The following is a 22,169-nucleotide window of genomic DNA, read 5'->3' as shown; positions in this document are numbered from 1 at the left end:
GTCTCGTTACACACAAAAACACCGGTAATCTGCCGGCTCAATATAGTGCGCTCACAACTGACGAGTGAGGCGTGTATGAAAAGAGTTTTTGTGCTGATGCTGATGGCCGTATGTCTTGGTAGCGCGCTGGGCGGCTGCATTGTGGTGCCAGCAGGCGGCTACTATCACCGCTATTAAACCGCAGGCAAAGCGGGCGGCGCATGAACAGAAGGCAGATGCGCCGCCGGCAATCCTGAACGGTCTTATTGAACAGTCTTTGTTGGCATGCGGTTGTCTTCAGAGTGCATAGCGGATATGCCCATGTCGCTCGTGGCGGCCGCGGTCTTGCTCATGTCGCCGGGAACCCGGTTCCACGGGCTCGATACGGGCTCGCTGTGATACGTCATCCCTGCCGTCGCGGCACCGTGCGCGCCGCCGCTGCCGTTGCCGCCGTTGCCATTCCCGCCGGCTTGCGCAAACGTTGCAGCGCACGCGCAAAGCGACGCAACAGCCAGACGCGCGAACAGCGCGTTCATCGTCAACTTTTCCATGGTATTTCTCCGGTGATATCGGCATGCGTTTGCAGCGCCGAAGTCTCATAGACCGCTCAAGGCTGACTGGTTGCGTAGCGGCGACGCGCAAGCAGCTACCCGAGTCTGAACAGAACAGCTATTTGCTGAGTCCAGATGTGAGGTATGTGATTCAGTCGCGGTTCGACGCGGAAAATGACAGCGCTGCGAATGCTCTGTTCGTCGGATTGCCATGCGTAATTGCGCGGCCTTGACTGCATATACGGGGAATACCTGCGCCTGGATTCAAAAATGAACTGCAGTATTGCCGTGCTCGGCGCACTGGTGATGGAGCTCCCATTTGACATCGCGAAGGCACTGGCTTTCGCTCTTATTTCCAGTACGCTCTTTGCGCCCTTTTAATGGAAACGTCATTTGAGGGAGCGTCTCGTGATGAAGTCGATTGCTATTATTCCGGCTCGTCCTCGTCAACTTCTTCGCCGTCCTCCGACTCAATCCGGGTGGTTCCACCCGTCGCTGGAGGGTCGCTGGCAGGGAAGGTGTCTTCAATAGTCTTATCGACATCCTCCTCAGACTTTTCACTCGCGGGGTTCTGTTCCTTCGGGCTGGTGGCCATGTGTATCTCCGGTTGCGTTGGGAATGATTTGACGCCTATGCCGCCGCAATGGGGCGCGCGGCGGCATAGGCGCTACAACGGTACCGTTTGGATTTTAGTGTTCGCTTGGCCGGAAAGCAGGGTCACTTTCCACCGCCTCGCGGGTCGCTGACCAGTACGGCTGCTGGTTGTAGTAGCGATATGTCGACTCTCCCCACTTCGCATCCGCCATCATCGGCCAGTGGTCCTTGTCAAATCCAGGGTCCTCCTTAAGGCGCTGCGCGGCAATGTCGACGACGAAGCATTTCTCTTCCGTATCAAGAGTCAGTGCGCTCCACGGGATGGCATGCAGGGTAGAACCCATTCCAAGGAAACCTCCCTCAGAAAGTACCGCATAGGCAATGCGGCCGTTCCGGACGTCAAGCATGATGTCTGAAATTTTTCCCACGTGTTCGCCATCAGATGACATGACCTTGTTCCCATCGAGCGTTGCTGCGGCCATGATGTCCGGCCCTGGTCCTTCTCCCATGCCACCGCCGACGATGTCAGCTCCGCGTTGGGTGTCGCCTTGCGGGTTAATTGAGCCCATGATTCACCTCCTTCAAAAAAGGTACTTCAATGGCGCGCAAGCGGTGTTCCCAGTCGAAGCTTCGAGCGCGGGCAACTAGAAGCAAAGTCTGGAGGGTATTGGTTGCCATCGGGAGCCTGCAGGAGCCGGCACATTGACGCGGGTTTGGGGACCAGACAAACGCTTCGCCAACAGTGAGTTAATGGCGAGCTCCAAGGCACTCAGGTCGACGGGCTTTGAAAGAAAAACATTCCAAAGCGTGGATTTCTCTTCCGGCGGCACCCGCCCGGAAGCCATCACCACAGGAATCTGGGCAAGCGCGGGATAAAACTTCAGTCGTTCGCATAAGGCAATTCCATCCATGCCTGGCATGTCGCAGTCAGTGACAATCAAGTCGGGAAGGCACTGCGCAGCTTTGGCGAGAGCTGCCTCCCCACCTTCCGCGAGGAGCACGTGGTAACCGCGTCCCACCAGGACAATCTGGAGCAGCCACAGCGAATCTACGTCGTCATCGACGAGCAGGATGGTAGACATATCGCGAACCCAGAGGTATTCCGTTTTTGCGCAACGCCTATGCCTGCCAACCTGGCTACGGCCCACTTGTGAAGCCAGAATCAATCCATTGCGGCTGCCCTGCAGCTAGTCCGTTCGCGAGTGAGCGTGTCATGGTGCTGTCTGGCGGTTCTGCGGCCTGGTCCGGCGGCGGCTCGATAGGCCGCTCGTTATCCCGTCGTTGCCGAGGTGGATTTACTGACCCACGGCACGGCACTTGCGCAAAGCAGGACGCGGGCTGACACCTTCCGGTGCTAACGGCCGCTTCGCTCAAGGAGATTGTTATGCGAGTCGCGACGAGAGGAGTTTTGATTTCAGCGTTGATTTTCGGTGTATCAGGTTCCGTCTACGCCCAGGGAGCGGGTGGCGGAGGGGCGGCCGGCGGTCAAGGCGGCACGGGAATGAGCAAACCGAGTGCGGATGGTTCAACCGGTACGGTATCGGGCGCGTCTGGGGCGAATAGCATGGCACCCGCTGGTACTACTTCGCACAAGAAGATGCACAAGAAGTCCAGCGCTGCCACGCCGGCGTCGGTCACTAATCCCGGTTCGGGCGGCAGTTGATGACGACCTCCGCTCGCGTTCGACGCTCGTTCAACGCGCTTTCGTGTGGCACGCCACTTGCGCAACTCTCGGGCCATTCAAACGAAATATGGAGGTTCAAATGACTGAGTCGCATCAACTCACCGCCGCGGCGGCCGGGGCCCCGCCCGTTGCGTCCGAGCCAGCCAGTTCCACCGGGTCATCTCAACAGGATAACGACTCTACAGCGAAGTCCAGCGGCGGCAACGGAGACCGAGCAACCGGTGGCCGGACGCTGTCCGACGTGAAGGACAAGATTGCTGGTGCACAGGAGGTGGTCAAGAAGAAGTACCGTGTCGTCTCTGAATCAACCGACGATTACGTTCATGAGGCTCCGTGGAAAGCGGTCACGATGGCACTCATAGGCGGACTTATCATCGGCATGCTTGCCCGCCGCTAACGCGGATTCAGCTCTATAGGAGAAGAAATATGGACCCAGTCTCGCATGGAATTATTTTCTGGCTGATTATCGGAGGCATCGCTGGCGCTCTCGCGGGTCGTATCGTCGACGGCGGCGGCTTTGGCATTGTGGTTGATATCATCGTGGGAATTGTCGGAGCTTTCATAGGTGGTTGGCTTGGCGGGGCGATGGGTTTGCACCTGGGAGGCGGCATAATCGGCTCACTGATTACGGCGCTGATTGGCGCGGTCATCCTGCTCGCTGTCTTGCGACTTTTCAGCCGAGGCCGTGCGCGTCCACTCTAAAGACTTCAATTTTCTTATCCGCTGAGCGTGCCGCTACTGATGGCAAACAGTTCGGGCCTGAGACAGTCCGACAGTCAGTCGAGCGCTGACGTCGAGCGATGGAGATGCGGCGGACCGCATCTTCATCGCCGAATCAACCGAGGCGCGAGCAGACCTGGGAGCCTCCGGGGCTGCCTCTGTATGAACGACAGCATGCCAGAACATGACGAGCTACCTAACTGCGTTCGAAAGACAAGACGCGCTAGAACTTCTCTACCCAAGGTCGCAACTCAACCTCCCACGTCCACGCACTACGATGCTGGCGATGGATATGGAGGTATTCCTTGGCGATGGCGTCGGGGTCCAACCATTTGTCTTCATTGCTGGCAACGTCCGCCTCGGGACGGCTGCTCGCGATGCCACCGTCGATGACGAAATGCGCGACATGAATATTTTTCGGAGCGAGTTCTCGCGCCATACATTGGGCCATCCCTCGCAACGCGAATTTGCCCATCGCAAATGGCGTCGAACCCGGTAGCCCCTTCACACTCGCAGTAGCGCCAGTCAGAAGGATGGTGCCGCTGCCGCGCGCCAGCATCCGAATGGCTGCGGCTTGGGCTACGTGAAAGCCACCGACGGCGGTCACTTTCAACGCATCCTCAAGCTTCTCTGATTCGATGTCTTCGACTGCCGCGCGGTAGCGGCCACTCGCGTTGTACACAACGAGATCGGGCGCGCCGAATGCGTCCTCTACGCGGTCAAAAAGTGCGGTGACATCCTCCGGTTGACTGGCGTCGCAACGTACGGGCAGAGCGCCCGTCTCATCGACGAGCTCCGTCAGCTTGCTGGTATCACGGGCAGCGAGCGCAACCTGCATGCCTTCTGCCGCGAACAGTCGTGCGAGCGAAGCACTCAATCCTTTTCCTGCACCCACAATCAAAGCGGTCTCAGTTCGACTCACGGTTCCTCCAGATTCAACAGGGACTGGAATTGCTACGTACAAGTGAAGTTAACAATTCCAGCGCGTGTGTGACTGCATTTGTATCCGCACACCTTGGCCTTTTAGCGGGCGGGGTTGCGGGATGCGCGCTTCGTCATATTGTCGGCCGGCAACATGCCCGGCAACGCCTCCACAAAGAAATCCGCTTGCAATGCGGCCCCAGCCTGCACGTCGTACTGTGCAAAGTCGCGCACACCGGCGGCCAGCAGAACTTCGTCGTCGAGGAAAAAGTTTCCTGTGCATTCTTTGGCCGGGCGCGTCAGGATGTAATGGGCCGCGTCGGCGACGATCTCAGGCGTGCGACACGCTGCAATCATGTCCTTGCCACCAATTTCATTTTGCACAGCAGCTGTCGCTATCGCTGTTCGAGGCCATAGCGAATTGACGGCGACACCCCGGTCTCTGAACTCTCCGGCAAGCGCGAGTGTGAACAGGCTCATCGTGTATTTCGCAATGGTGTATGCCGGAAAATCGCTAAACCATTTTGCGTCCTGGACCAACGGAGGGGACAGCGTGAGGATGTGCGGGTTCGACGCATTGAGAAGGTGCGGCAGGCACGCTTGCGCGCATACGAACGTGCCTCTGCCATTGACCCCATGCATCAGGTCGTACCGTTTGACGGGTGTATCTAGCGTGCCTGTCAGTCGAATGGCGCTGGCATTGTTCACGAGGATATCGATGCCGCCGAACAGAGCAACGGCCTCGGCGACTGCCGCCTTTACGCGTTCTTCGTCGCGAATATCCACAACCAGCGGGAGCGCCTTGCCGCCCGCAGCTTCAACGGCCGCAGCCGCCGTATGAATCGTGCCCTCGAGACGCGGGTCTGGCTCCGCGGTCTTGGCGCAAATCACGATATTCGCGCCGTCGCGTGCGGCTCTGAGTGCAATCGCGAGTCCGATGCCGCGACTGCCACCGGACATGAATAGTGTCTTGCCAGCAAGGCTCATGGTCGTCTCCTGATGATTTACAGCAGCATACGCTTCCGCCGTTATTGGCGCGCAGGGGAGCGCTGCAGCTTACGCGTCGCAAACCTCCTTCAGCATAGGGATTCCCGCGAACCAGCGAGGCGCGGGAGCGGGCGGCATTGTCTGGCATTTTGCAATTGTGATTTCACGCTATCGGTCTAGAAAAAAGATAGGCCAGATCTAAACTCCTATCGAAACTGTAGCGAGGTGAAGAAATGATGAAGCTTATCGAAGGCGCGGTCTTCCTGGGTGCGCTGATGCTGTATCTGGTGCCCGCAATGATTGCAGACGCGAGAGACCGCGAAGACGCCTTTGCGGTGACCATGGTGAACATCCTGCTCGGATGGACCGTGATCGGTTGGTTCGCGGCGCTGATATGGGCGCGCCATCCGGTCAGCGATCGCCGTCTGAAGCAGTTCGCAAAGCGGGCACAACGTGCGGTTGCACGAGTCACTATTGATGCAATAGTTGCTCGCGCTGAAGGTCGTGCTGGGTCCATTCCCTTGTTCAACCCGCGTTTGGTGCCGGTCGTGGCGCGCATCGCAGCAAGCAGCCGTTACCAGCATAGAGGTTAGTCGGTGCCTTGGGCCGAGTGCGAATGGACGGTCCTGACACTCGAGAGACGGGCGCTGTATTGCGTCCTGTTTTCAGACTTGCTTGTTGATTGACCGGGGCGTCAACGCTCTAGTCAATCGAAGAAATTTTTGTGGAGATTGAAATGGATATGCCTGTTACCGAAGAGCAAGTTCGTACGCTCGCGTTTTATCTGTGGGAGAAAGAGGGAAGTCCCGAAGGGCGTTCCCAGGAATATTGGGCAAAGGCACGGCAGCAGCTAGGCGCAGATCGCACGTTGGCAGAATCGGATTAAGAGATTAGTTTGGTGTGACCAGAGTTCCTGAGCGGAGGTTCACTTGCTCGAAACGTCGGCGCTGTTCCACGTATTCAGCCGGAAGGGAGGATAATTGGACGCGTCATCGAGCGCATCGTGAGACCGAGCGAAAGGAGCGACGACGTGCGAAATCAATCTACCGAGTGGTCAAGCAACGACGTCCCAGCTGGTGACCGCACAGATGCCTGGCAGTCGGTGCTCAGTACCAGCTACAGAGAGTGGCAAGTCCCTCACCGTCTGCCTGCTACCTTCTACGCCCACGTCAAACATCATGATTTCGCGGGAGCCGGGATCGTCGAGACGGTATGCGATCCCTGCAAGGGGCAACGCACGCGCGGGCAGGTTCGCCACGATGATGAACTGTATGTCGGAGTGCAACTCACGACGGGCGGGCGCGAACGGTTCAGGATTGGCGATTCAGGCGTGGAGGTCGCGTCCGGCGATGTAGTCGTCTGGACGACCGATCAGTCCATCGAGTTCGAAGTTCTCGAGCGCCTGCATAAGGTGACGCTGATGATTCCATGGTCGGTTATGCGAGAACGGCTACCGGAACGCAAACAGCCGCCGACCGGAGGCAAAATCGAAAGCCGCACAGGCGTCGGTTCATTGCTGGCTGTGCACCTGCTCGCCCTTTCAAATGAAATCGCAACACTCGACGAAAGCGTTCAGGGTTCCGTCAGCAGATCCACGCTCGAACTGTTGGGTATCGCGCTATCCGGCCAGCAACCGTCAGCGACGTTCGACGCCAGCGCGGCGATGCTCAGACGTGTGCAGGACTTCATCCTGCAGCATCTGCACGAAGACGACCTGAACCCGACCCGGATTGCCGAGGCAAATCACATTTCGCTGCGTTACCTGCACATGCTGTTTCAGCGCAGCGACATGACCGTTTCCGGATGGGTACTGGACAGACGACTGCACGCCTGCAAGCAGGCGTTGACGGACCCGGCCTACAACCGGCAACGCATCTCGGAGATAGCGTTCCGCTGGGGGTTCAATTCAACCAGCCATTTCTGCCGGGCGTTCAAAGAGAAGTACGGCGCCTCACCGGGTGATGTTCGCAGGACTACGGGTGTCGGTCCGTTGGACGAGTTGACATGACAAACGCGGACCGGAGCTAGCCTTTTCGCTGAGTCCACGTGCTTGTGTTGCCTGCATGCGTGTACCTATACGTAATGCCCCGAACGCTCGAGAACTTCAATTTTGTAGCCATCGGGGTCCTGAATGAAGAAGAACCGGGCGAGCATCTCTTCGCCGCGCTTGAATTCCTTCACGGGCGTGGGATGGATGCCAAGCTGCGTCATACGCTCATGCTCATTTTCAAGCTCAGGAACGGCTACAGCGATGTGTCCATAGCCGTCGCCATGCGTGTATGCCGGCTCGCGGCCTTTGTTCCACGTCAGCTCAATCTCAAAGTCATTCTCTTCGTTGCGAAGATAGACCAGCGAGAAGTCGGGGAAATCAAGGCGATGACTTGTCGACAGCCCGAGCGCGTCCTTGTAGAACTGCAGCGAACGCTCAAGGTCGTGAACCCGCACCATGGCGTGAATGATTTTGGCCAATTTTTACTCCCTTGTTGCGTAATGCGCGACGCGAGTCAGGCCGAAAAAGACGTGAACGTCTGAACTGCAATTTTCCCCTCTCTAACGTAAAGAGTGTCCGTTGCGAGTGTGACCCACGGCTTTGCCTCCCAGGCGAGGTAAGCCACGTTGCCGATTGTGCTCATGCTTGTAATCTTGAACGCCGGCCAGAACGCCGGGTCTGCACCGTCAACAAATGCCTTGAAGAAGCCCGAGATCTCATCGCGGCCACGGAAGGTCCTGTCCGGCGTAATGACGGCGGAGCTGTCGTCGTAATCCTTGAGAATCTCCTCAACGCCGTGAGCGAACGCGCCGAGATGATGGTCCAGCACCTGTCTGGTTGCTGTTTCTGCCTGTTCAGAGAGATTTGACATGTCGAGTATCCACGAGAGGAGCAACGGGATGGTTCGGTAACGATGGCCGTTGCCGATACATGACGTAGACAGCAGTGCCTTCAGCCCGCGTATGCACGCTGCGCCTCGTCCCAGGTCACCACCACGATCGGCGTGCCATCTTCCTTGATGAAGGATAGCGGCCCCAGGAACGTCATGTAGAACTCGCTGTCGACCGGGAACGCGGTTTTGTCATGACGCGCATTTGCGGACTCGTAACCGTACGCCGGCGCGACGACCGTGTCGCCGCCGTGTTCGCTACCACCGCGGACGTCCATGCGGCCCTTCGTCAGCAAATATTCGCCCGGCCCGACGTGAAAATGCGCGTTGAAGGACGAGCCCGCGGGGCAATCAAAAATCGCGGTCCATGCGCCCATTTCGGGGGAGGCGTGAAGCATCTTCCAGCGGATTCCTCCTTGCGAGAGAGCCTCCGGGAAGGGCTTCCACGGGATCTCATCGATTTGAACCGCTTCTTCGCGAACCTTCGGTTTGATGTCCATCGTCGTCTCCAGATTTCGCCAAACCGAATTCGAGTTCGGCGTGGTTTGTGGGTGATTCAACGATATCGCAGGGGCGCGCCGGAGGATTGCACGGTAGTGCAAGTCGAGTTGCCTGTCAGTGCACCGGAGGGCTCAGAACACGTCTTATCGGTTTAATTACAACGCGCTTCGCGCCCGCCTTCTCAACGACTGCAAAAGCAATTGCGTTCCTCGACGCAGGATTTTTCGTTGTGTGCAAAAATCGGCGCGCGCGACTTAAGGTCCGTACGGTTTACAGCCCATAACAAGGACAGTTGGCCGCATCTATAAAGGTGACGAGGAGTAGACAATTGATTCAGCGTATTTCCGCTTTTTTCACTCAGGTGGTGCATCGGGTGTTGCCCGATCCCCTGATTTTTGCCATTTTGCTCACCGGCGTCACCTTCGCACTCGCGCTTGGTTTGACGCCGAAAGCGCCCGCCGACCTCGTGATGCTGTGGGGCTCCGGATTCTGGAACCTGCTCGCATTTTCGATGCAGATGGCGATGATTCTAGTAACGGGACATGCGCTGGCTAGCTCGGCGCCCGTCAAGCGAGTGCTTGTCGCGCTAGCGAGCTCTGCTCGCACGCCAGGTCAAGGCGTGATGTTGGTGGCGTTTGTCGGCGCCGTCGCGTGCGCCATCAATTGGGGATTCGGTCTCGTTCTGGGCGCGATGCTTGCACGAGAGGTCGCCCGACGCGTCAAGGGAACCGACTATCGGCTGCTCGTGGCGAGTGCTTACATGGGTTTCCTGACCTGGCACGGTGGCTTGTCTGGCTCTGTGCCGCTCGTCGCTGCCACCAAGGGCAATCCGATGGAGAAGACCGTCGGTCTGATTCCGGTTTCGCACACCATTTTTACGGGCTACAACGCGTTCATCACCATCGGCCTCATTATTCTTTTGCCCATTCTGGCAAGACTCATGATGCCGAAACCTGAAGACGTGGTTACGGTAGACCCGGCTCTATTGCAGGATCCGCCGAGTGTGGAGCGCAAGCTTGCGCCCGACGCGATGTTCGCTGAGCGAATGGAAGAAAGCCGTGTACTGGCCATCCTCGTGGCAGCACTCTGCGCCGTCTTCCTCGTCATCCGGTTCATCAACAAAGGGTTCGCACTGGATATCGACACCGTCAACCTGGTGTTCCTCGCAGCGGGCATCGTTCTTCACAAGACCCCCATGGCGTACGCACGCGCGGTAGCGGCGGCAGCGAAGGGCGCGTCCGGCATCATGATTCAGTTTCCGTTTTATGCCGGTATCCAGGCGCTGATGGACCACTCGGGCCTGGCGGGCGTCATCACGAAGTGGTTCGTTGATATCGCCAACGTCCACACATTCCCGTTGCTCGCGTTCCTCAGCTCGGCACTGATCAACTTTGCCGTGCCATCCGGTGGTGGTCATTGGGTCGTGCAGGGCCCATTTGTTATGCCGGCCGCGCAAGCGCTCGGCGCGGACCTCGGCAAATCCGCGATGGCGATTGCGTATGGTGAGGCCTGGACAAACATGGCGCAACCATTCTGGGCGCTTCCGGCGCTTGCCATTGCAGGCTTAGGCGTGCGCGACATCATGGGCTACTGCGTCACGGCGCTTCTGTTCTCGGGCGTTATTTTTGTGGCCGGCATGTACCTGTTCTAACTTCCAGGAAAGGGCGGTCCGTCTCGACGTGAGGGGGATCGCCACGCCGTACCTCTAACCGTGGCTGTCGACCCACGCGCGGGCCCAGTCAAGTCCGGCGTGCTGGGCTTGCTCTTCGGTATCGAAATAGCCAAGGACGCCGGATGCTTCAACGAGCTTGTTGTTTCGAGTAATCGTGCCGCTTGCTGCGTACCGTTCTGGCTGGAGAATGCCTTCCTGCTGCAGGATGGCGTGCCCCCACACGCTATAGCCGTGGTAGCTCTCCAATTCCATCAGCGCGTGACCTCAGCCGACATGCCACGAGAATCAACCCGAAGCACGTTTCCCTCGGGCGTGAACTGGCGCGGAATTGCCGACATATCGGGTTCGTCTGTCGGCGCGGTTTTCTGCACGTGGCTTTGCTTCACCAGCAGCCTGGGTGCGGATGTCGGCGAGCGCCGCGCATGCATGTTCACCGGGTGAGCAACGACGGGTCGATGAACCGCGAGCTTGCGTGCAGCGCCGACCCTATGGGGAGCGGTTGCACGGGCCTCAGGCGGATTCCAGACTTCCGTGTAGCCAGCCGCGTATACGGCCGGCGTGAGCGTCGCCATCAGTATGGCCAATCCAATACGTTTCACGCTTTCTCCTTGCCTGCTTTCCGTTGCAGCCACTCTTTGCAACCAACGCCTTGCCCGACGCAGCCGCCATCGCAGCCGGGACAATAAAAGTGCCAATTCGTTGCCGTGAAATTGCGTCGTGCGGTACTGTATAAATATACAGGTTTTTCGTGGCCCGTGTCCATCGTTACCGCTCTGTGGCAACTGCGCAAACTGGGTTACCTTCACACGTGCTGCGGGAGAAGGCTGAAAGGCGGGAATTGGCTCGCGAGTTTGAGGTCAACCAATTGGGCTGCGCAATGGGTTCAGTCATGTCACGAACGACGATGGATAAACAACGAGATCACAGTTTTGGCCATCATCTGCGCCTGGCACTGTTGATAGCGATCACAGCCGGCTCAGTACCCGCTTCAGCGGCGAGCTTCGACTGCAATCGCGCGCGTCTGCCGGACGAAAAAGCGATATGCGCATCCCGGCAATTGAGCGAATTGGACGTCGAGATGTCAGTGCGCTATCAGATGCTGACGGGTCTTGTCGCCATGGGTACGCGCGGTGACATGGGGGACGAGCAACAGTCCTGGTTGAGCGCGAGGAAGAAATGCGGTGCGAACCAGGCTTGCCTGCTTGGCGCATATCGGTCGCGAATTCAGACGCTAAAGGACGAGTACGCCCGCCTGGCTAGCCGTGGGCCATTCTAGAAGCAGCGTGCTGCGTTATACTCACTTCATGGAAACGAATCCGACCTCGCTGAAGCTGTATTGTTGGTGGCACGCCTGACCCAGGCGGCCCGTTTTTCACACGTACATCTACAACGTGATGCCGCCAGTCCTGGCGGCATTTTGTTTTTGCGCGCATGACTGGTGGTGTCCCCAAACACTGAGTTCACCATGTCACAGGCGAAACAACCCGTTATCCTCACTGGCGACCGGACAACCGGTCCCTTGCACCTCGGCCACTACATCGGCTCGCTGCGCACCCGCGTGCAGCTTCAAAACGAAGCGCAGCAGTTTTTGCTGCTCGCCGATGCGCAGGCGATGACGGACAACGTCGGCCGTCACCAGAAGGTGACCGACAACGTTATCGAAGTCGCGCTGGACTATCTGGCTGTCGGTATCGACCCTGCCAAATCAACGATCTTTATCCAATCGCAGGTGCCGGAGCTCGCGGAATTGACGCAGTATCTGCTCAATCTCGTGACGGTTGCACGCCTCGAACGCAACCCGACCATCAAGGCGGAAATCGTACTCCGCGGGTTCGAGCGGGATATCCCCGCCGGTTTCCTGACGTATCCGGTCAGTCAGGCCGCCGACATCACTGCGTTCAAGGCGACGCGCGTGCCTGTCGGTGACGACCAGTTGCCGATGATCGAACAAACCAACGAACTGGTGCGCCGTTTCAACAGCACCGTCGACAGGCAGGTGCTGGTCGAATGCGAAGCGGTGCTCTCGCACGTCGCGCGGCTGCCGGGCCTCGATGGAAAGACCAAGATGAGCAAGTCACTGGGTAACGCTATTACGCTCGGCGCGAGCCCGGACGAAATCACCAAGGCCGTGAACAACATGTACACCGACCCTAACCACCTGCGCATCAGCGACCCAGGCCAGGTTGAAGGCAACGTTGTGTTCGCGTTTCTGGATGCGTTCGAGCCGGACGTACCGATGGTCGACGAACTCAAAGCACACTATCGCCGTGGTGGTCTGGGGGACAGTGTGGTCAAGCGCGCACTCAACGATCGGCTGCAGGCGATGCTTGCACCGATTCGGGAACGCCGCCAGGAGTTGGCGACCGACCGCGCGGAAGTGCTTAACGTTCTGCGCCGCGGAACCATGCGCGCTCGGGAAGTGGCGGGTGCGACGGTATCAGAGGTGAAAGCTGCGCTTGGTTTGAATTACTTTCAGAACCCACGGTAGAAGATCAGCAAGCCGCGCGGCTGTAAACCCGGCGCAGGCCGGGCGTCGCGCGGTCGTACTTGCCCAGTCGTAGCTTTGGCGGGGCGGTGTGATGTATTGTCACATTCAGTTGATATACAGGACGGGCAATCCTCGAAGGAGATTGATTTGACCGTTCGAAAATCAACGTTGTACGTCGAGAATGCAACAAAGCATCCATTTGAGAGCTGCTTCGTCGACCTTGGTGGGCACTCCGCAGAGCGGGCCCTCACTGTGCTCACTGCCGCAGTCCATGCGGCTCAACGTGAAATGAATGCTTTTGACTGGATTGCAGACGCGCTTCCCGGCGCGACGCTCAAACCGGCCCTGGCATTCGGCACAGTCGGCGAACTGTATCGGTCATACACGAGACCAGCCGAGCTGGGACGCCTGAAAGGGGTGTTGCGCTCCTAACCAGAGCATTCCAATTTGTCCCGCATTCAAACATAGACGTCTATAGTGGAGGCATCGTCGCGCAAGGGGCGAGCTTACTTTTCTGGACCGACGCAATTGATGGGGGACGGCAAGATGCCTGCTGATTCTGGTTTGGCTTACGACCCACAGGGACAAACGCCTGGGTCATTGCTGACGCTGGTTGGATATCTCGAACTCTCGCTGGATGAGGGCGAGTGCGTCGTCATGATGCGGCAAGGTACAGACGTTTTTGCGGTCTACATCGGCGACCCGGCGGACGAGGACAACCCGTTGACCGGTCACGGAACGATCGCAGCAGGCGTGGCCAATGAGATTCTCGAACTGACTCACGCCGGCCTGAACCGGATAACGGTCGGCGACCAGACGTACCGGTTCGTTCGAAGCTTCACTCATATCGCAGACGTTGGAGCCGTGATATTTGCGCCAGCGTAGGCTTGTGAGCATCTCATCCTGCCTTTGCGGCATCGCGAGCCGGCTCTGCCAACGCGTCCGCTTTCGTCTCCAGAAACCCGGTCCCGAACCACTCCACTGTCCTTTGGAGGCGGGTGGCATACGAACGCATCGCTCGCGGCATGGTCTCACCTGTCAACGGTGAATGTTCCACCGCAAACCAATCTGAATCAGGCCCCGATGCGTTCGACTTTCACTAAATGGCTCTTCATTGTCTACGTTCTCGGTAGCGGGACACTTTATTCAATGGCCATACTGCTCCTGTTCCCCTTCGTCGGCAGGGCTGGACGATACTGGTTGGCAAAACAATGGTGTCGTGCACTGGTGGCAGTGATGCGCTGGCTGCCTGGCGTTTCATGTTCGATAGAAGGGCTTGAACATCTTCCTGATGGGCCGGCGATATTGCTGTGCCGTCACGAATCCACGTGGGAGACACTCGCATTTCTTGCGCTCTTTCCACGGCGCATCAGTTTTGTTTTCAAGGAAGAGCTTCTTCGTATTCCTTTTTTTGGCTGGGTGCTGCGTGGCCTTGATATGGTCAGCCTGAACCGCGGCTCCGCTCGGCAGGCTCATCAGGCGGTGACGCAGGAAAGCGCTGAGAGGCTGCAGAAGGGGGATGTCATCGTCATTTTCCCGGAGGGGACCCGAGTGCCACACGATGCCCCGTTGAGAATGACATCGGGCGGCGTGCGATTGGCTTGCGCGACTGGCGTGCCTGCTGTGCCGGTGGTGCTCAACGCGGGCAAAGTCTGGCCGGCGAAAGGCTGGCCCAGCGGCCGTGGACTAATTCGTGTGGTGGTCGGCCCGGCATTCTCTCCTCGGGACCTGTCACAGCAGGAACTGGGGCGAGCCGTCCACGAATGGATGAAAGACGAACTGCTGCGGCTTTGATACCGTTCCAGTCCGACTGCAGGCTCGTTTTGTCGTGCTTCTTCAGTTACCTTTGGCCTCATCCCCAGACCCCATTCGAAACACCGAGATCCCCTCCATAGGGTCCAGTGTTTCGCGCCAGGGTGCTCGCTCCAGCAAGCGGATCGTGTCTTCATAGCCCACGGCCCAGCGTCGCTCGATGCCACTCGACGAAAAATCGATATCCCTGTTCAAATCGTCGTTGTCGAATGCCGGCGCGTCGAGTTCCAATACTTGCATCGTCGTGCCGCAGCCCCAGCCGAGGAGCGCCTGAACCTCCGGCGTATCGCGTTTCTCTTCAGGCACATGCTGACTGAGTTCGCGAATCACATGCCGCAGCCGGTGAATCTGCTTCTGTCGATCGAGATGGCTTTCCGCGCGACTCGAATACTGAATATCGCGCTGCCTACTCATCACCTGCAGAATGGATTCGGGCTCCGGACCGCTTGACGGCCACAACTGCACCGAAAAAATCACCGAGCTGCAGCGTGGCCGATCATCAAGCACGGCTTCAAGCGGCGTGTTCGAGTAGATGCCGCCGTCCCAGTACGATTCGCCTTCCAGTCGCACCGAAGGGAAGCCAGGTGGAAAAGCGGCGGATGCCATCACGTGCTCGACGTCCATCGGTGCATCGCGATTAGTGAAGTACCGCATACGTCCGCTGCAGACATTGACCGTGCCGACCGTCAGCCGCGTCGCCTTGCGATTCAGGTAGTCGAAGTCGATCAACGAAGACAGGGTTTCACGCAGCGGCTCGGTCGAATAGAACGCCGCGCGCTCCGGCCCAACACGCGCCTGAATATTCGCCCATGAGCCGGGTTGCGGGGTGAAGAACGACGGCACGCCTTGCGTGACGATCGCGAGATCGCGTGACCAGTTGGCGAGCCCTGGCAACAGCCAGCTTGCCGCATCGACGCCACGGCGCGCCACGCCGTTCCAGAACTGGGTTAATCGCTCAATACGGTTCTCGGGCAGATTGCCCGCGATGATCGCGCCGTTTATCGCACCGATCGACGTGCCGATCACCCAGTCGGGTTTGACCTTGCGGTCATGCATCGCCTGATAGACACCGGCCTGGTACGCGCCGAGGGCGCCGCCTCCCTGAAAGACAAGAACAACCTGTCCGGGAATCTCCGGTGCGGCCTCCGACTGGCCTGCCGCGTTAGCGTTGCGTTTGCCGTGCGTCTTGTTGCCCATTGCAGGTCTCCCGGACCAATGCCGTGGTGCGGGTGATTTTGCCACGGGTGGGGTGGGCCTGGCGCTGCGGTTTTCCCTTGTTACTGCTGCGAGGAGCTTGCGGGGCTTTCAGGACTCTGCCGCCTGAAAGGCATCCAGCTTTATTGTCTGGGCGTGACGGACTGGACCCGATTGCGTCCTGCACGTTTCGCGTCGTAGAGCGCCGCGTCCGCCGCCTGAACGAGTGCGTTGGGTGTGTTCAGCGTGCTCAGTGTGCTCTGCTCGTTCGTCGCGCACCCGGCACTGATGGTGACCTGACCGCCAGGTATTGGCGCTGTCAGGCCCAACTGCATGATGGCGAGCCGGGCCTGCTCGGCAATGACCGATGCTTCTTCCGATCCTGTGTTGGGTAACACCACGGCGAACTCTTCGCCGCCGTAACGGGCGACGAAATCGCTCGAGCGGCGTGCTGTCCCTGCTAGCGCTTTCGCAATTGCGCTGAGGCAAACGTCGCCGCGAAGATGGCCAAAGGCGTCGTTGTAGTCCTTGAAATTGTCGACATCGATCATGACGAGCGAGAGCGGCTGACCGTTGCGCGCGGCACGTTCGAATTCCCTGCGAAACTGGTCGTCAAAGTAGCTACGGTTATAAACGCGCGTCAGGGCGTCGCGTGTGGACGTATGCAGAAGCGAAGCGTGCGCTTCGGACAATTCGCGGTAGAGCACGGTCACTTCCCAGACCAGCACGCATACCAGCACGCCGGGCGCCAGCATGCTGAAAACCCGTGCGACGTACCAGCCAAGCGTGAACTGAACCGTGCTCAACAGATTCAGACTGGCGTCCGCAAGGGAGGCGAGCAGGGCAATGGCGATCCACAGATCGAGCACGGTCCGCAGGCGCCCTTTGAACAGGACCACGCCGATCGCGAGCGCATCGAGCGCGCAGATGACAAGTCCGGTGCGGCCGCCTAAAAGCGCGTTCGTTTCGGAAGCCGTATGAAAAGGCGCGGACAGGTTCGCATGAATGGCGAATACGCCAAGCGCTGCGGCAAGCGCAGTGGGAACGCCGATTAACGCCCAGGTCCAGACATCGATGCGAGGCAGCCCGATCGGCTTGCTCGGGAGGCGGTCGCGGATGAGCGCGGCCAGAATGACGAGCAGCGGAAATCCTGCATGCCAGAAAACCCACATCCACGCCGCGCTCTGAGGGCCTGCACCGAACAGGCCGGTGCGCGTGAAAACGCCTGGGAACATCAGCAATTGCAAAGCGACGGTAATCGCCGTGAACGCATACGCGCCGCCCAGCGCGCCGAGCATGGGTTGTTGCGTCACGCTGAAGCGGGCGCCAAGAAGAAACGCGGCGATTCCCGACGTGGTGAACACCGTGAGCGCACACATCGGCATGAAAGGCGTGATTGCCGGCAACGGCTGGTGCGCACGCTGACCGGCAATCGCGAATATGAGCAGAACGAGCAACGCACATGTACCTGCAAGAACAGCCTGTTTGCGTGTCGCGGGCCCTATAAGCAAGCTGTCCATTCTGACCTGGTCGGTTGGTGTTCTGGTCGTCTCAGTACATTCGTGTCGCCAAAGGCACAACGCATATGCCGTGCCCGACAATACATCGCGGAGTTTTTCATGGACCGCGTTGATGCTTTGCCGGCAACGCGCGATGGAGCGCCGCAGCCGGTCGGAACCTATTGTCCTACAGATCGGCCCCGATAATCGAGTTGTCAGCGTTCGCGATAGTGCTCGGCCATATGGTCGACGAAAGCTCGCACCTTGGGCGCTACGTGCCGTGTTTGCGGGTAAAGGGCGTAATAGTGTCGCGTGCCGAGGGAGTAACCGGGCAGGAGGTGAACGAGGTGGCCGCGAGCCAGATCGGTCTGAACGGTGTGCCGAGTGAACGCGGCGATGCCCGCACCTGCCAGAGCGGCGGAGTAAAGCGCGGTGATCGCGTCGAATGTGAGGCGGCCGTTCAGCTCGACGCTGGCCGCGAAGTAGCGCTCGCCCGCAGCGGTGAGCGCAAATCGCCGCGTGTTACGGTTGATCAGCTGGACACCGAGCGTGGCTTCGAGTTGCTTCAGTTGGCGCGATATGGTCGAGTGAGAAGTGCCGAGCCGTTCGGCGGCAGCAGAAAAACCTTTGGCATCCACGATGCTGCGGAAGACCCGCATGGCGAGCAGTTGATCCATGACTGGAAAGGAACGAAGTCTAGGGGCCGCAGGGTGTCGCTACAACGCCGTGTGCATCACAAGTTCTGTGCATGATGTGCACAGTGCCGACGGCATCGCCACACCTTACCGAAGCCCCAGCGCCAACTCCACAAACTGCATCGCCCGGGCGTTGGCGTCACCACGACGATGAGCGATGTACAGCGTGGTGATGGTGTCCGTCTCGTCCAGCTCTCTGAACACCACCCCCGGCACTGCGATGGTCTGCAGTGTCGAGGGCACGAGAGCAATACCGAGCCCGGTAGCGGTCAGCCCGATCAGGGTGGATGCCTGCTGGGCCTCCTGCACGACCTGAGGTTCGAAGCCACGCTTCGCACACAACGCGATAATCTTTTCGTGAACCGCGACCCCCGCTTGCCGCGGATAGGCGATGAACGGCTCATCGCGCAGATCCTTCACCTTGATCGACGCGGCTTTGGCGAGCCGATGCCGCGCATGCATGGCGAGCACGAGCGGCTCTTCCATCAACGGCGTGAACACCAGATCGGTAGGGGGCACGCTTTCGGGCATCCGCAACAAACCGACGTCGATTTCGCGCTGCTCGATCGCCTCGATCTGCCGCGATGACGACAACTCCAGCAGCGTGATGTTGACCTTCGGGCGCTGCGTCCGGTACGCATGAATCAGCTTGGGAAAAAACGGTGACAACGTCGACGCGTTGGTAAAGCCGACTCGCAAACGCCCGACGTCGCCGCTCACGGTCTCCCAGACGCTTTCCTTCGCGTGTTCGATCCGCGCGAGGATCGCCCGGGCGTCGTCCAGCAACGCCAGGCCCGCCTCGGTCAGCGCGACCGAGCGGCGCGTGCGGTGGAAGAGCCGCGCGCCGAGTTCCGTCTCCAGCGACTGGATCGCGAGGCTCAGCGGCGCCTGTGTAATGCCCAACCGCTCGGCGCTGCGGCGGAAATGCAGCTCCTGCGCCAGCACCACGAAAAATTCCAGATGACGGATATTCATTGATTTGCTCTGTAAATCAATAACCTTGATTTGGAGAATAAATCAAAACTGTTTCCCGGGCGATACTGTTTTCCACTTACTCAAACGACGGAGACAGCATGAACGGTGCGGAACTGGTCGAACGCCTGCGAGCGCGACACAAGATCATTGCGCTGGGAATTCGCGCTTCGCGCACAACGGATGCGGTGCGCTGGGCCAAAGCGGCCGGCTACGACACGATCTGGGTCGATATGGAACACAGCTCGTTGCCGGTCGATACCGTGTCGCAACTGTGCTCATGCGCGGTCGACCTCGGCCTGATGCCGTGGGTGCGCGTGCCGGAACGCGACTACGGCACGATCAACCGCGTGCTGGACGGCGGCGCGCTCGGCATCATCGTGCCGCGTGTGGAAACCGCCGAGCAGGCGCGCGACGCGGTGATCGCCACGCGCTTTCCGCCGCTCGGTCAGCGCTCGCAACTGGCGACGCTGCCCTACGTCAACTTCGAAAAACTTCCCGCTCGCGAACTCAACCGCCGTCTCAATGACGCGACCGTGCTCAAGGTGCTGATCGAAAGCCGCGCCGGCGTCGAAGCGGCCGATGCGATCGCGGCGATCGAAGGCGTCGACGTGCTCGCGCTCGGTTGCAACGATCTCTCCGCCGATCTGGGCCATACCGGTGAATCGGCGCATCCAGAGGTCGTAGCTGCATGCCGCAAGGTGATCGCGGCGGCGCAGCGTCACGGCAAGGTGGTGATCGTGGGCGGCATGCCCGAGTGCGAGGCGCTCAATGAATTGCGCCGCGAGGGCGCCGCACCGTTTGTCTTTGCCGGCATCGACAGCGATGTTTATCTGGCGGCGCTGCGTGAACGCGTCGAACAGGCACGTCAACTTTAATTCGAACTTCCACTTTCAGATCATGGCAGAAACCCCGCTGATTTCCACGCCGATGCGTGACTATGAAACCCTGTCGCGCCCCTCGTTCACGATGCCGCCGCTTGCCTTCGACGCGCACATGCACGTGTTCGGTTCCGAAGACAAATATCCGAAGGTCGAGCATCCGCATTACACGCTGCCGGACGGTAAGCTCTCGCACTATCTGCAGATGATGAGCGTGCTGCACCTGAAGCGTTTCGTGATCGTGCAGCCGAGTTTTTACGGTACCGACAACCGGTGCCTGATCGATGCGCTGCACGTGGCGGGTTCGATCGCACGCGGTGTCGTGATGATCGAGGAGAACACGGACGCGGCCACGCTGGATAGCTTCCGTCAGTCCGGCGTTCGCGCGGTGCGTCTTGATCTGTTTGCGCGTTCCGGCCTGCCGACCGTCGAGATCCAGCAGTACATCACGCGCATGGCGCGCCTGTGCGCGAGCCTCGGCTGGCACGTGCAGTTCTATGCGCCGGGCTGGGTCGTGCGAAATCTGATTCCGTTTCTCGCTGACGTTCAAACCGATTTCGTCATCGATCACATGGGCTACATGCTCGAAGAAGACGGCCTCACGCAGGCGGATTTCGACCGTCTCCTCAGCTTGCTGAAGGACGGCAACTGCTGGCTTAAACTCAGTGCGCCGTATCGGATCGCCAAACATCGCGGCTATGAAGCCGTGGCGCCGATGGCCGAGGCGATCATCAAGGCGGCGCCGCAAAAAGTGATCTGGGGTTCGGACTGGCCGCACATTCCCGATTCGACGCGCGACACCGGCGAATTGCTGAATCTGCTCGGCGCATGGACCGACGATCCCGTGGTGCACAAGATGATTCTGTCCGACAACCCCGCACGCTTGTTCGACTACTGAGGCAATCCAACCACACTATGTCCTACCAACCCAACGCAGCGTTTGCCGGTCTCTTTCGCGCGTTCACGTCGGACCCGCAGAGCATTGGCATCCATCTGACGCAGCAGATGGCGCAGCTGCAGGCGGACGATCCAATGCTGGTGTCGACCGGCAGCGATATCGTGCTGTTTCCCGGCGCTGGGCGCGCGCCGTCGATCGAGAGTTTTCGCAAGTCGACGCGTGGCTTCATCGAGTTGACGGCGGTATCGCATTTGCCGCTGGCGCTGGCTTATCTTGCGCGAATGCGTGAACTGTCGCCGCACGACGGTACGTGGCAGCGCGACGCGTCGAACCTGCGTAGTCATGCCGAGGCAACGCGCGCGGCGAACTCACTGGAGTTGTGGCGCGATCAAGTCGCGGTCGCCAGCTTTGCGGGCCACGAGCAGAAGATTGCCGATCTCGTCGACTACACCTGCGGCGTGACGATCGATCTGCTCGATCGGATCGAGAAAGACCACTCGCTGCTGAGCTTCGAACGCCTGAACGAGGAGTACTTCGCCGCGCCGTCGACGAGCGCGTTTCCGGTGGCGATGAACGACGTGATGTTCGCGACTTTCGGGCTGGCGTTTCTCGACATCGTCTACCGCATCGGCAACTGGTTTCGCGCGCACGCAATCGACTGGAACCGTCTGATGTTCCTCGTCAGCGGACAGTCGGGCAGGCCGACCGCCGGTGTGAGCTGGGCGTCGAACAACATCTGCTATCTGGTGTGGTGCGCGTCGGATCGCGTGCTGTTGCCGGAACGCGTGCTCATCGCACCGCATGCGCCGTCGTTCTCGGTCGCCGAATTGCCGGACGCCGCGGGCATGGCGGAACTGGAGCGCACCTATCGGGCGTTGTGGCTCAATACGCGTTCGAGTATCGATGTCGCGCGCTTGCTGTTTCCCGGGCAGCGGCCGTTTCACTTCGATCCGGTGCCGGCCGGCGGCATGCCGCCCATCACCTCGATCGACGACCGCGATGCGACCACGGCGCGCCTGCGCCGCATCATGGAAGATCCGACGCAACTGTTGTCGAACTGCGTTGCCGATTACATCGTCGATCAGTTGTACAGCAATGGCAATCAGCCGCAAAAGGTTGCGATTCCTGGCTTTACGAATGTGACTTTCCCGAGCGCCGTGCAGTCGTAACGACGGACGCCGGACTCATACCCGCGCGTAAGGGCAGCCGCGCGGGCCATAACAAAATGCCCTTGATGAAGGA

29 protein-coding genes are annotated in these 22,169 nt (G+C 59.4%); 14 read left to right on the top strand and 15 right to left on the bottom strand.

The annotated features are described in order from the left end of the window. Positions 1 to 242: 242 nt before the first annotated feature. The 4 genes from M0D66_RS22865 to M0D66_RS22850 all read right to left on the bottom strand — a co-directional run bounded on the left by M0D66_RS22865 (position 243) and on the right by M0D66_RS22850 (position 2,206). Positions 243 to 515, bottom strand: a complete 273-nt coding sequence (locus tag M0D66_RS22865) for a hypothetical protein (protein WP_266211670.1) — start codon at positions 513 to 515, stop codon at positions 243 to 245. Between the two features lie 442 nt (positions 516 to 957). Next, positions 958 to 1,125: a hypothetical protein gene (locus tag M0D66_RS22860; protein WP_167378269.1), complete on the bottom strand. Its 168-nt coding sequence runs from the start codon at positions 1,123 to 1,125 to the stop codon at positions 958 to 960. A gap of 94 nt (positions 1,126 to 1,219) precedes the next feature. After that, positions 1,220 to 1,693 (bottom strand): PRC-barrel domain-containing protein, encoded by a 474-nt coding sequence (locus M0D66_RS22855; RefSeq protein WP_093632306.1) that lies wholly within the window; start codon positions 1,691 to 1,693, stop codon positions 1,220 to 1,222. 75 nt (positions 1,694 to 1,768) lie between these two features. Continuing rightward, positions 1,769 to 2,206 carry a two-component system response regulator gene (locus M0D66_RS22850; protein WP_256456362.1) on the bottom strand — a complete coding sequence of 146 codons (438 nt, stop codon included), beginning with the start codon at positions 2,204 to 2,206 and terminating at the stop codon, positions 1,769 to 1,771. Between the two features lie 681 nt (positions 2,207 to 2,887). Between M0D66_RS22850 and M0D66_RS22845 the strand changes: the two genes are divergently transcribed. Together M0D66_RS22845 and M0D66_RS22840 are read left to right on the top strand one after the other, a co-directional pair. Next, the gene (locus M0D66_RS22845) at positions 2,888 to 3,205 is read left to right on the top strand and encodes a YqjD family protein (RefSeq protein ID WP_093632312.1); all 318 of its coding nucleotides are present in this window, start codon (positions 2,888 to 2,890) and stop codon (positions 3,203 to 3,205) included. 29 nt (positions 3,206 to 3,234) lie between these two features. Then, positions 3,235 to 3,510 (top strand): GlsB/YeaQ/YmgE family stress response membrane protein, encoded by a 276-nt coding sequence (locus tag M0D66_RS22840; protein ID WP_266211658.1) that lies wholly within the window; start codon positions 3,235 to 3,237, stop codon positions 3,508 to 3,510. A gap of 241 nt (positions 3,511 to 3,751) precedes the next feature. Here the strand turns inward: M0D66_RS22840 and M0D66_RS22835 are convergent, their stop codons facing one another. Beyond that, positions 3,752 to 4,423, bottom strand: a complete 672-nt coding sequence (locus tag M0D66_RS22835) for an SDR family NAD(P)-dependent oxidoreductase (protein WP_266211669.1) — start codon at positions 4,421 to 4,423, stop codon at positions 3,752 to 3,754. Positions 4,424 to 4,551: 128 nt separating this feature from the next. Continuing rightward, positions 4,552 to 5,436: an NAD(P)-dependent oxidoreductase gene (locus M0D66_RS22830; protein WP_093632316.1), complete on the bottom strand. Its 885-nt coding sequence runs from the start codon at positions 5,434 to 5,436 to the stop codon at positions 4,552 to 4,554. Positions 5,437 to 5,669: 233 nt separating this feature from the next. Here M0D66_RS22830 and M0D66_RS22825 point away from each other — a divergent pair, with 233 nt between their 5' ends. From M0D66_RS22825 to M0D66_RS22815, 3 genes are all read left to right on the top strand, one after another. Further along, positions 5,670 to 6,029, top strand: a complete 360-nt coding sequence (locus M0D66_RS22825) for a superinfection immunity protein (protein WP_093632318.1) — start codon at positions 5,670 to 5,672, stop codon at positions 6,027 to 6,029. Between the two features lie 143 nt (positions 6,030 to 6,172). After that, positions 6,173 to 6,322 carry a DUF2934 domain-containing protein gene (locus M0D66_RS22820; RefSeq protein WP_093632320.1) on the top strand — a complete coding sequence of 50 codons (150 nt, stop codon included), beginning with the start codon at positions 6,173 to 6,175 and terminating at the stop codon, positions 6,320 to 6,322. 144 nt (positions 6,323 to 6,466) lie between these two features. Continuing rightward, a complete protein-coding gene (locus tag M0D66_RS22815; protein WP_200655162.1) occupies positions 6,467 to 7,444 on the top strand; it encodes a helix-turn-helix domain-containing protein in 978 nt (325 codons plus the stop codon). 65 nt (positions 7,445 to 7,509) lie between these two features. Here M0D66_RS22815 and M0D66_RS22810 read toward each other — a convergent pair whose 3' ends face one another. From M0D66_RS22810 to M0D66_RS22800, 3 genes are all read right to left on the bottom strand, one after another. Continuing rightward, complete coding sequence (locus M0D66_RS22810; RefSeq protein ID WP_093632324.1) at positions 7,510 to 7,905, bottom strand: VOC family protein; 396 nt, start codon at positions 7,903 to 7,905, stop codon at positions 7,510 to 7,512. A gap of 35 nt (positions 7,906 to 7,940) precedes the next feature. Further along, a complete protein-coding gene (locus tag M0D66_RS22805) occupies positions 7,941 to 8,297 on the bottom strand; it encodes a nuclear transport factor 2 family protein (protein WP_256456367.1) in 357 nt (118 codons plus the stop codon). Between the two features lie 80 nt (positions 8,298 to 8,377). Next, entirely contained in the window at positions 8,378 to 8,815 is a 438-nt protein-coding gene (locus M0D66_RS22800; protein WP_256456368.1) for an acetylacetone-cleaving protein, read from the bottom strand. 329 nt (positions 8,816 to 9,144) lie between these two features. Here M0D66_RS22800 and M0D66_RS22795 point away from each other — a divergent pair, with 329 nt between their 5' ends. Next, positions 9,145 to 10,467, top strand: coding sequence for a TIGR00366 family protein (locus tag M0D66_RS22795; protein ID WP_266211656.1), 1,323 nt, complete (start codon positions 9,145 to 9,147; stop codon positions 10,465 to 10,467). Positions 10,468 to 10,521: 54 nt separating this feature from the next. Here M0D66_RS22795 and M0D66_RS22790 read toward each other — a convergent pair whose 3' ends face one another. Then, the gene (locus M0D66_RS22790; protein ID WP_093632330.1) at positions 10,522 to 10,740 is read right to left on the bottom strand and encodes a hypothetical protein; all 219 of its coding nucleotides are present in this window, start codon (positions 10,738 to 10,740) and stop codon (positions 10,522 to 10,524) included. Then, the gene (locus M0D66_RS22785) at positions 10,740 to 11,087 is read right to left on the bottom strand and encodes a hypothetical protein (RefSeq protein ID WP_266211655.1); all 348 of its coding nucleotides are present in this window, start codon (positions 11,085 to 11,087) and stop codon (positions 10,740 to 10,742) included. The genes M0D66_RS22790 and M0D66_RS22785 overlap by 1 nt, the downstream gene beginning before the upstream one ends. A gap of 305 nt (positions 11,088 to 11,392) precedes the next feature. Between M0D66_RS22785 and M0D66_RS22780 the strand changes: the two genes are divergently transcribed. From M0D66_RS22780 to M0D66_RS22760, 5 genes are all read left to right on the top strand, one after another. Next, positions 11,393 to 11,764, top strand: coding sequence for a lysozyme inhibitor LprI family protein (locus M0D66_RS22780; protein ID WP_200655511.1), 372 nt, complete (start codon positions 11,393 to 11,395; stop codon positions 11,762 to 11,764). Between the two features lie 189 nt (positions 11,765 to 11,953). After that, positions 11,954 to 12,976, top strand: coding sequence for a tryptophan--tRNA ligase (gene trpS / locus M0D66_RS22775; protein ID WP_266211654.1), 1,023 nt, complete (start codon positions 11,954 to 11,956; stop codon positions 12,974 to 12,976). 147 nt (positions 12,977 to 13,123) lie between these two features. Continuing rightward, positions 13,124 to 13,408 carry a hypothetical protein gene (locus M0D66_RS22770; protein ID WP_093632336.1) on the top strand — a complete coding sequence of 95 codons (285 nt, stop codon included), beginning with the start codon at positions 13,124 to 13,126 and terminating at the stop codon, positions 13,406 to 13,408. 114 nt (positions 13,409 to 13,522) lie between these two features. Then, positions 13,523 to 13,861 (top strand): hypothetical protein, encoded by a 339-nt coding sequence (locus tag M0D66_RS22765; protein ID WP_093632747.1) that lies wholly within the window; start codon positions 13,523 to 13,525, stop codon positions 13,859 to 13,861. Positions 13,862 to 14,059: 198 nt separating this feature from the next. Then, positions 14,060 to 14,770: a 1-acyl-sn-glycerol-3-phosphate acyltransferase gene (locus M0D66_RS22760; RefSeq protein WP_266211653.1), complete on the top strand. Its 711-nt coding sequence runs from the start codon at positions 14,060 to 14,062 to the stop codon at positions 14,768 to 14,770. Between the two features lie 42 nt (positions 14,771 to 14,812). Here M0D66_RS22760 and M0D66_RS22755 read toward each other — a convergent pair whose 3' ends face one another. The 4 genes from M0D66_RS22755 to M0D66_RS22740 all read right to left on the bottom strand — a co-directional run bounded on the left by M0D66_RS22755 (position 14,813) and on the right by M0D66_RS22740 (position 19,151). Then, the gene (locus tag M0D66_RS22755; RefSeq protein WP_266211652.1) at positions 14,813 to 15,985 is read right to left on the bottom strand and encodes a patatin-like phospholipase family protein; all 1,173 of its coding nucleotides are present in this window, start codon (positions 15,983 to 15,985) and stop codon (positions 14,813 to 14,815) included. Positions 15,986 to 16,125: 140 nt separating this feature from the next. Continuing rightward, positions 16,126 to 17,502: a sensor domain-containing diguanylate cyclase gene (locus M0D66_RS22750; RefSeq protein WP_266211651.1), complete on the bottom strand. Its 1,377-nt coding sequence runs from the start codon at positions 17,500 to 17,502 to the stop codon at positions 16,126 to 16,128. 194 nt (positions 17,503 to 17,696) lie between these two features. After that, positions 17,697 to 18,158, bottom strand: coding sequence for a LysR family transcriptional regulator (locus M0D66_RS22745; protein ID WP_266211650.1), 462 nt, complete (start codon positions 18,156 to 18,158; stop codon positions 17,697 to 17,699). Between the two features lie 105 nt (positions 18,159 to 18,263). Next, complete coding sequence (locus M0D66_RS22740; protein ID WP_200618611.1) at positions 18,264 to 19,151, bottom strand: LysR family transcriptional regulator; 888 nt, start codon at positions 19,149 to 19,151, stop codon at positions 18,264 to 18,266. A 98-nt stretch (positions 19,152 to 19,249) separates the two neighbouring features. Between M0D66_RS22740 and M0D66_RS22735 the strand changes: the two genes are divergently transcribed. Genes M0D66_RS22735 through M0D66_RS22725 form a run of 3 tightly spaced genes read left to right on the top strand, consistent with a single transcriptional unit; the run spans position 19,250 to position 22,096 of the window. Further along, complete coding sequence (locus M0D66_RS22735) at positions 19,250 to 20,026, top strand: HpcH/HpaI aldolase/citrate lyase family protein (protein WP_093632348.1); 777 nt, start codon at positions 19,250 to 19,252, stop codon at positions 20,024 to 20,026. Between the two features lie 22 nt (positions 20,027 to 20,048). After that, positions 20,049 to 20,927 carry an amidohydrolase gene (locus M0D66_RS22730; protein ID WP_266211649.1) on the top strand — a complete coding sequence of 293 codons (879 nt, stop codon included), beginning with the start codon at positions 20,049 to 20,051 and terminating at the stop codon, positions 20,925 to 20,927. Positions 20,928 to 20,944: 17 nt separating this feature from the next. Continuing rightward, positions 20,945 to 22,096: a DUF5624 domain-containing protein gene (locus M0D66_RS22725; RefSeq protein WP_266211648.1), complete on the top strand. Its 1,152-nt coding sequence runs from the start codon at positions 20,945 to 20,947 to the stop codon at positions 22,094 to 22,096. The last annotated feature ends 73 nt before the right edge of the window (positions 22,097 to 22,169 follow it).

The sequence above is a fragment of the Paraburkholderia sp. SECH2 genome (genome assembly GCF_030464795.1).
Classification (GTDB): domain Bacteria; phylum Pseudomonadota; class Gammaproteobacteria; order Burkholderiales; family Burkholderiaceae; genus Paraburkholderia; species Paraburkholderia aspalathi.
The sequence above is the reverse complement of the archived record's forward strand: the minus strand, read 5'-3'. Positions and strand labels throughout refer to the sequence as shown.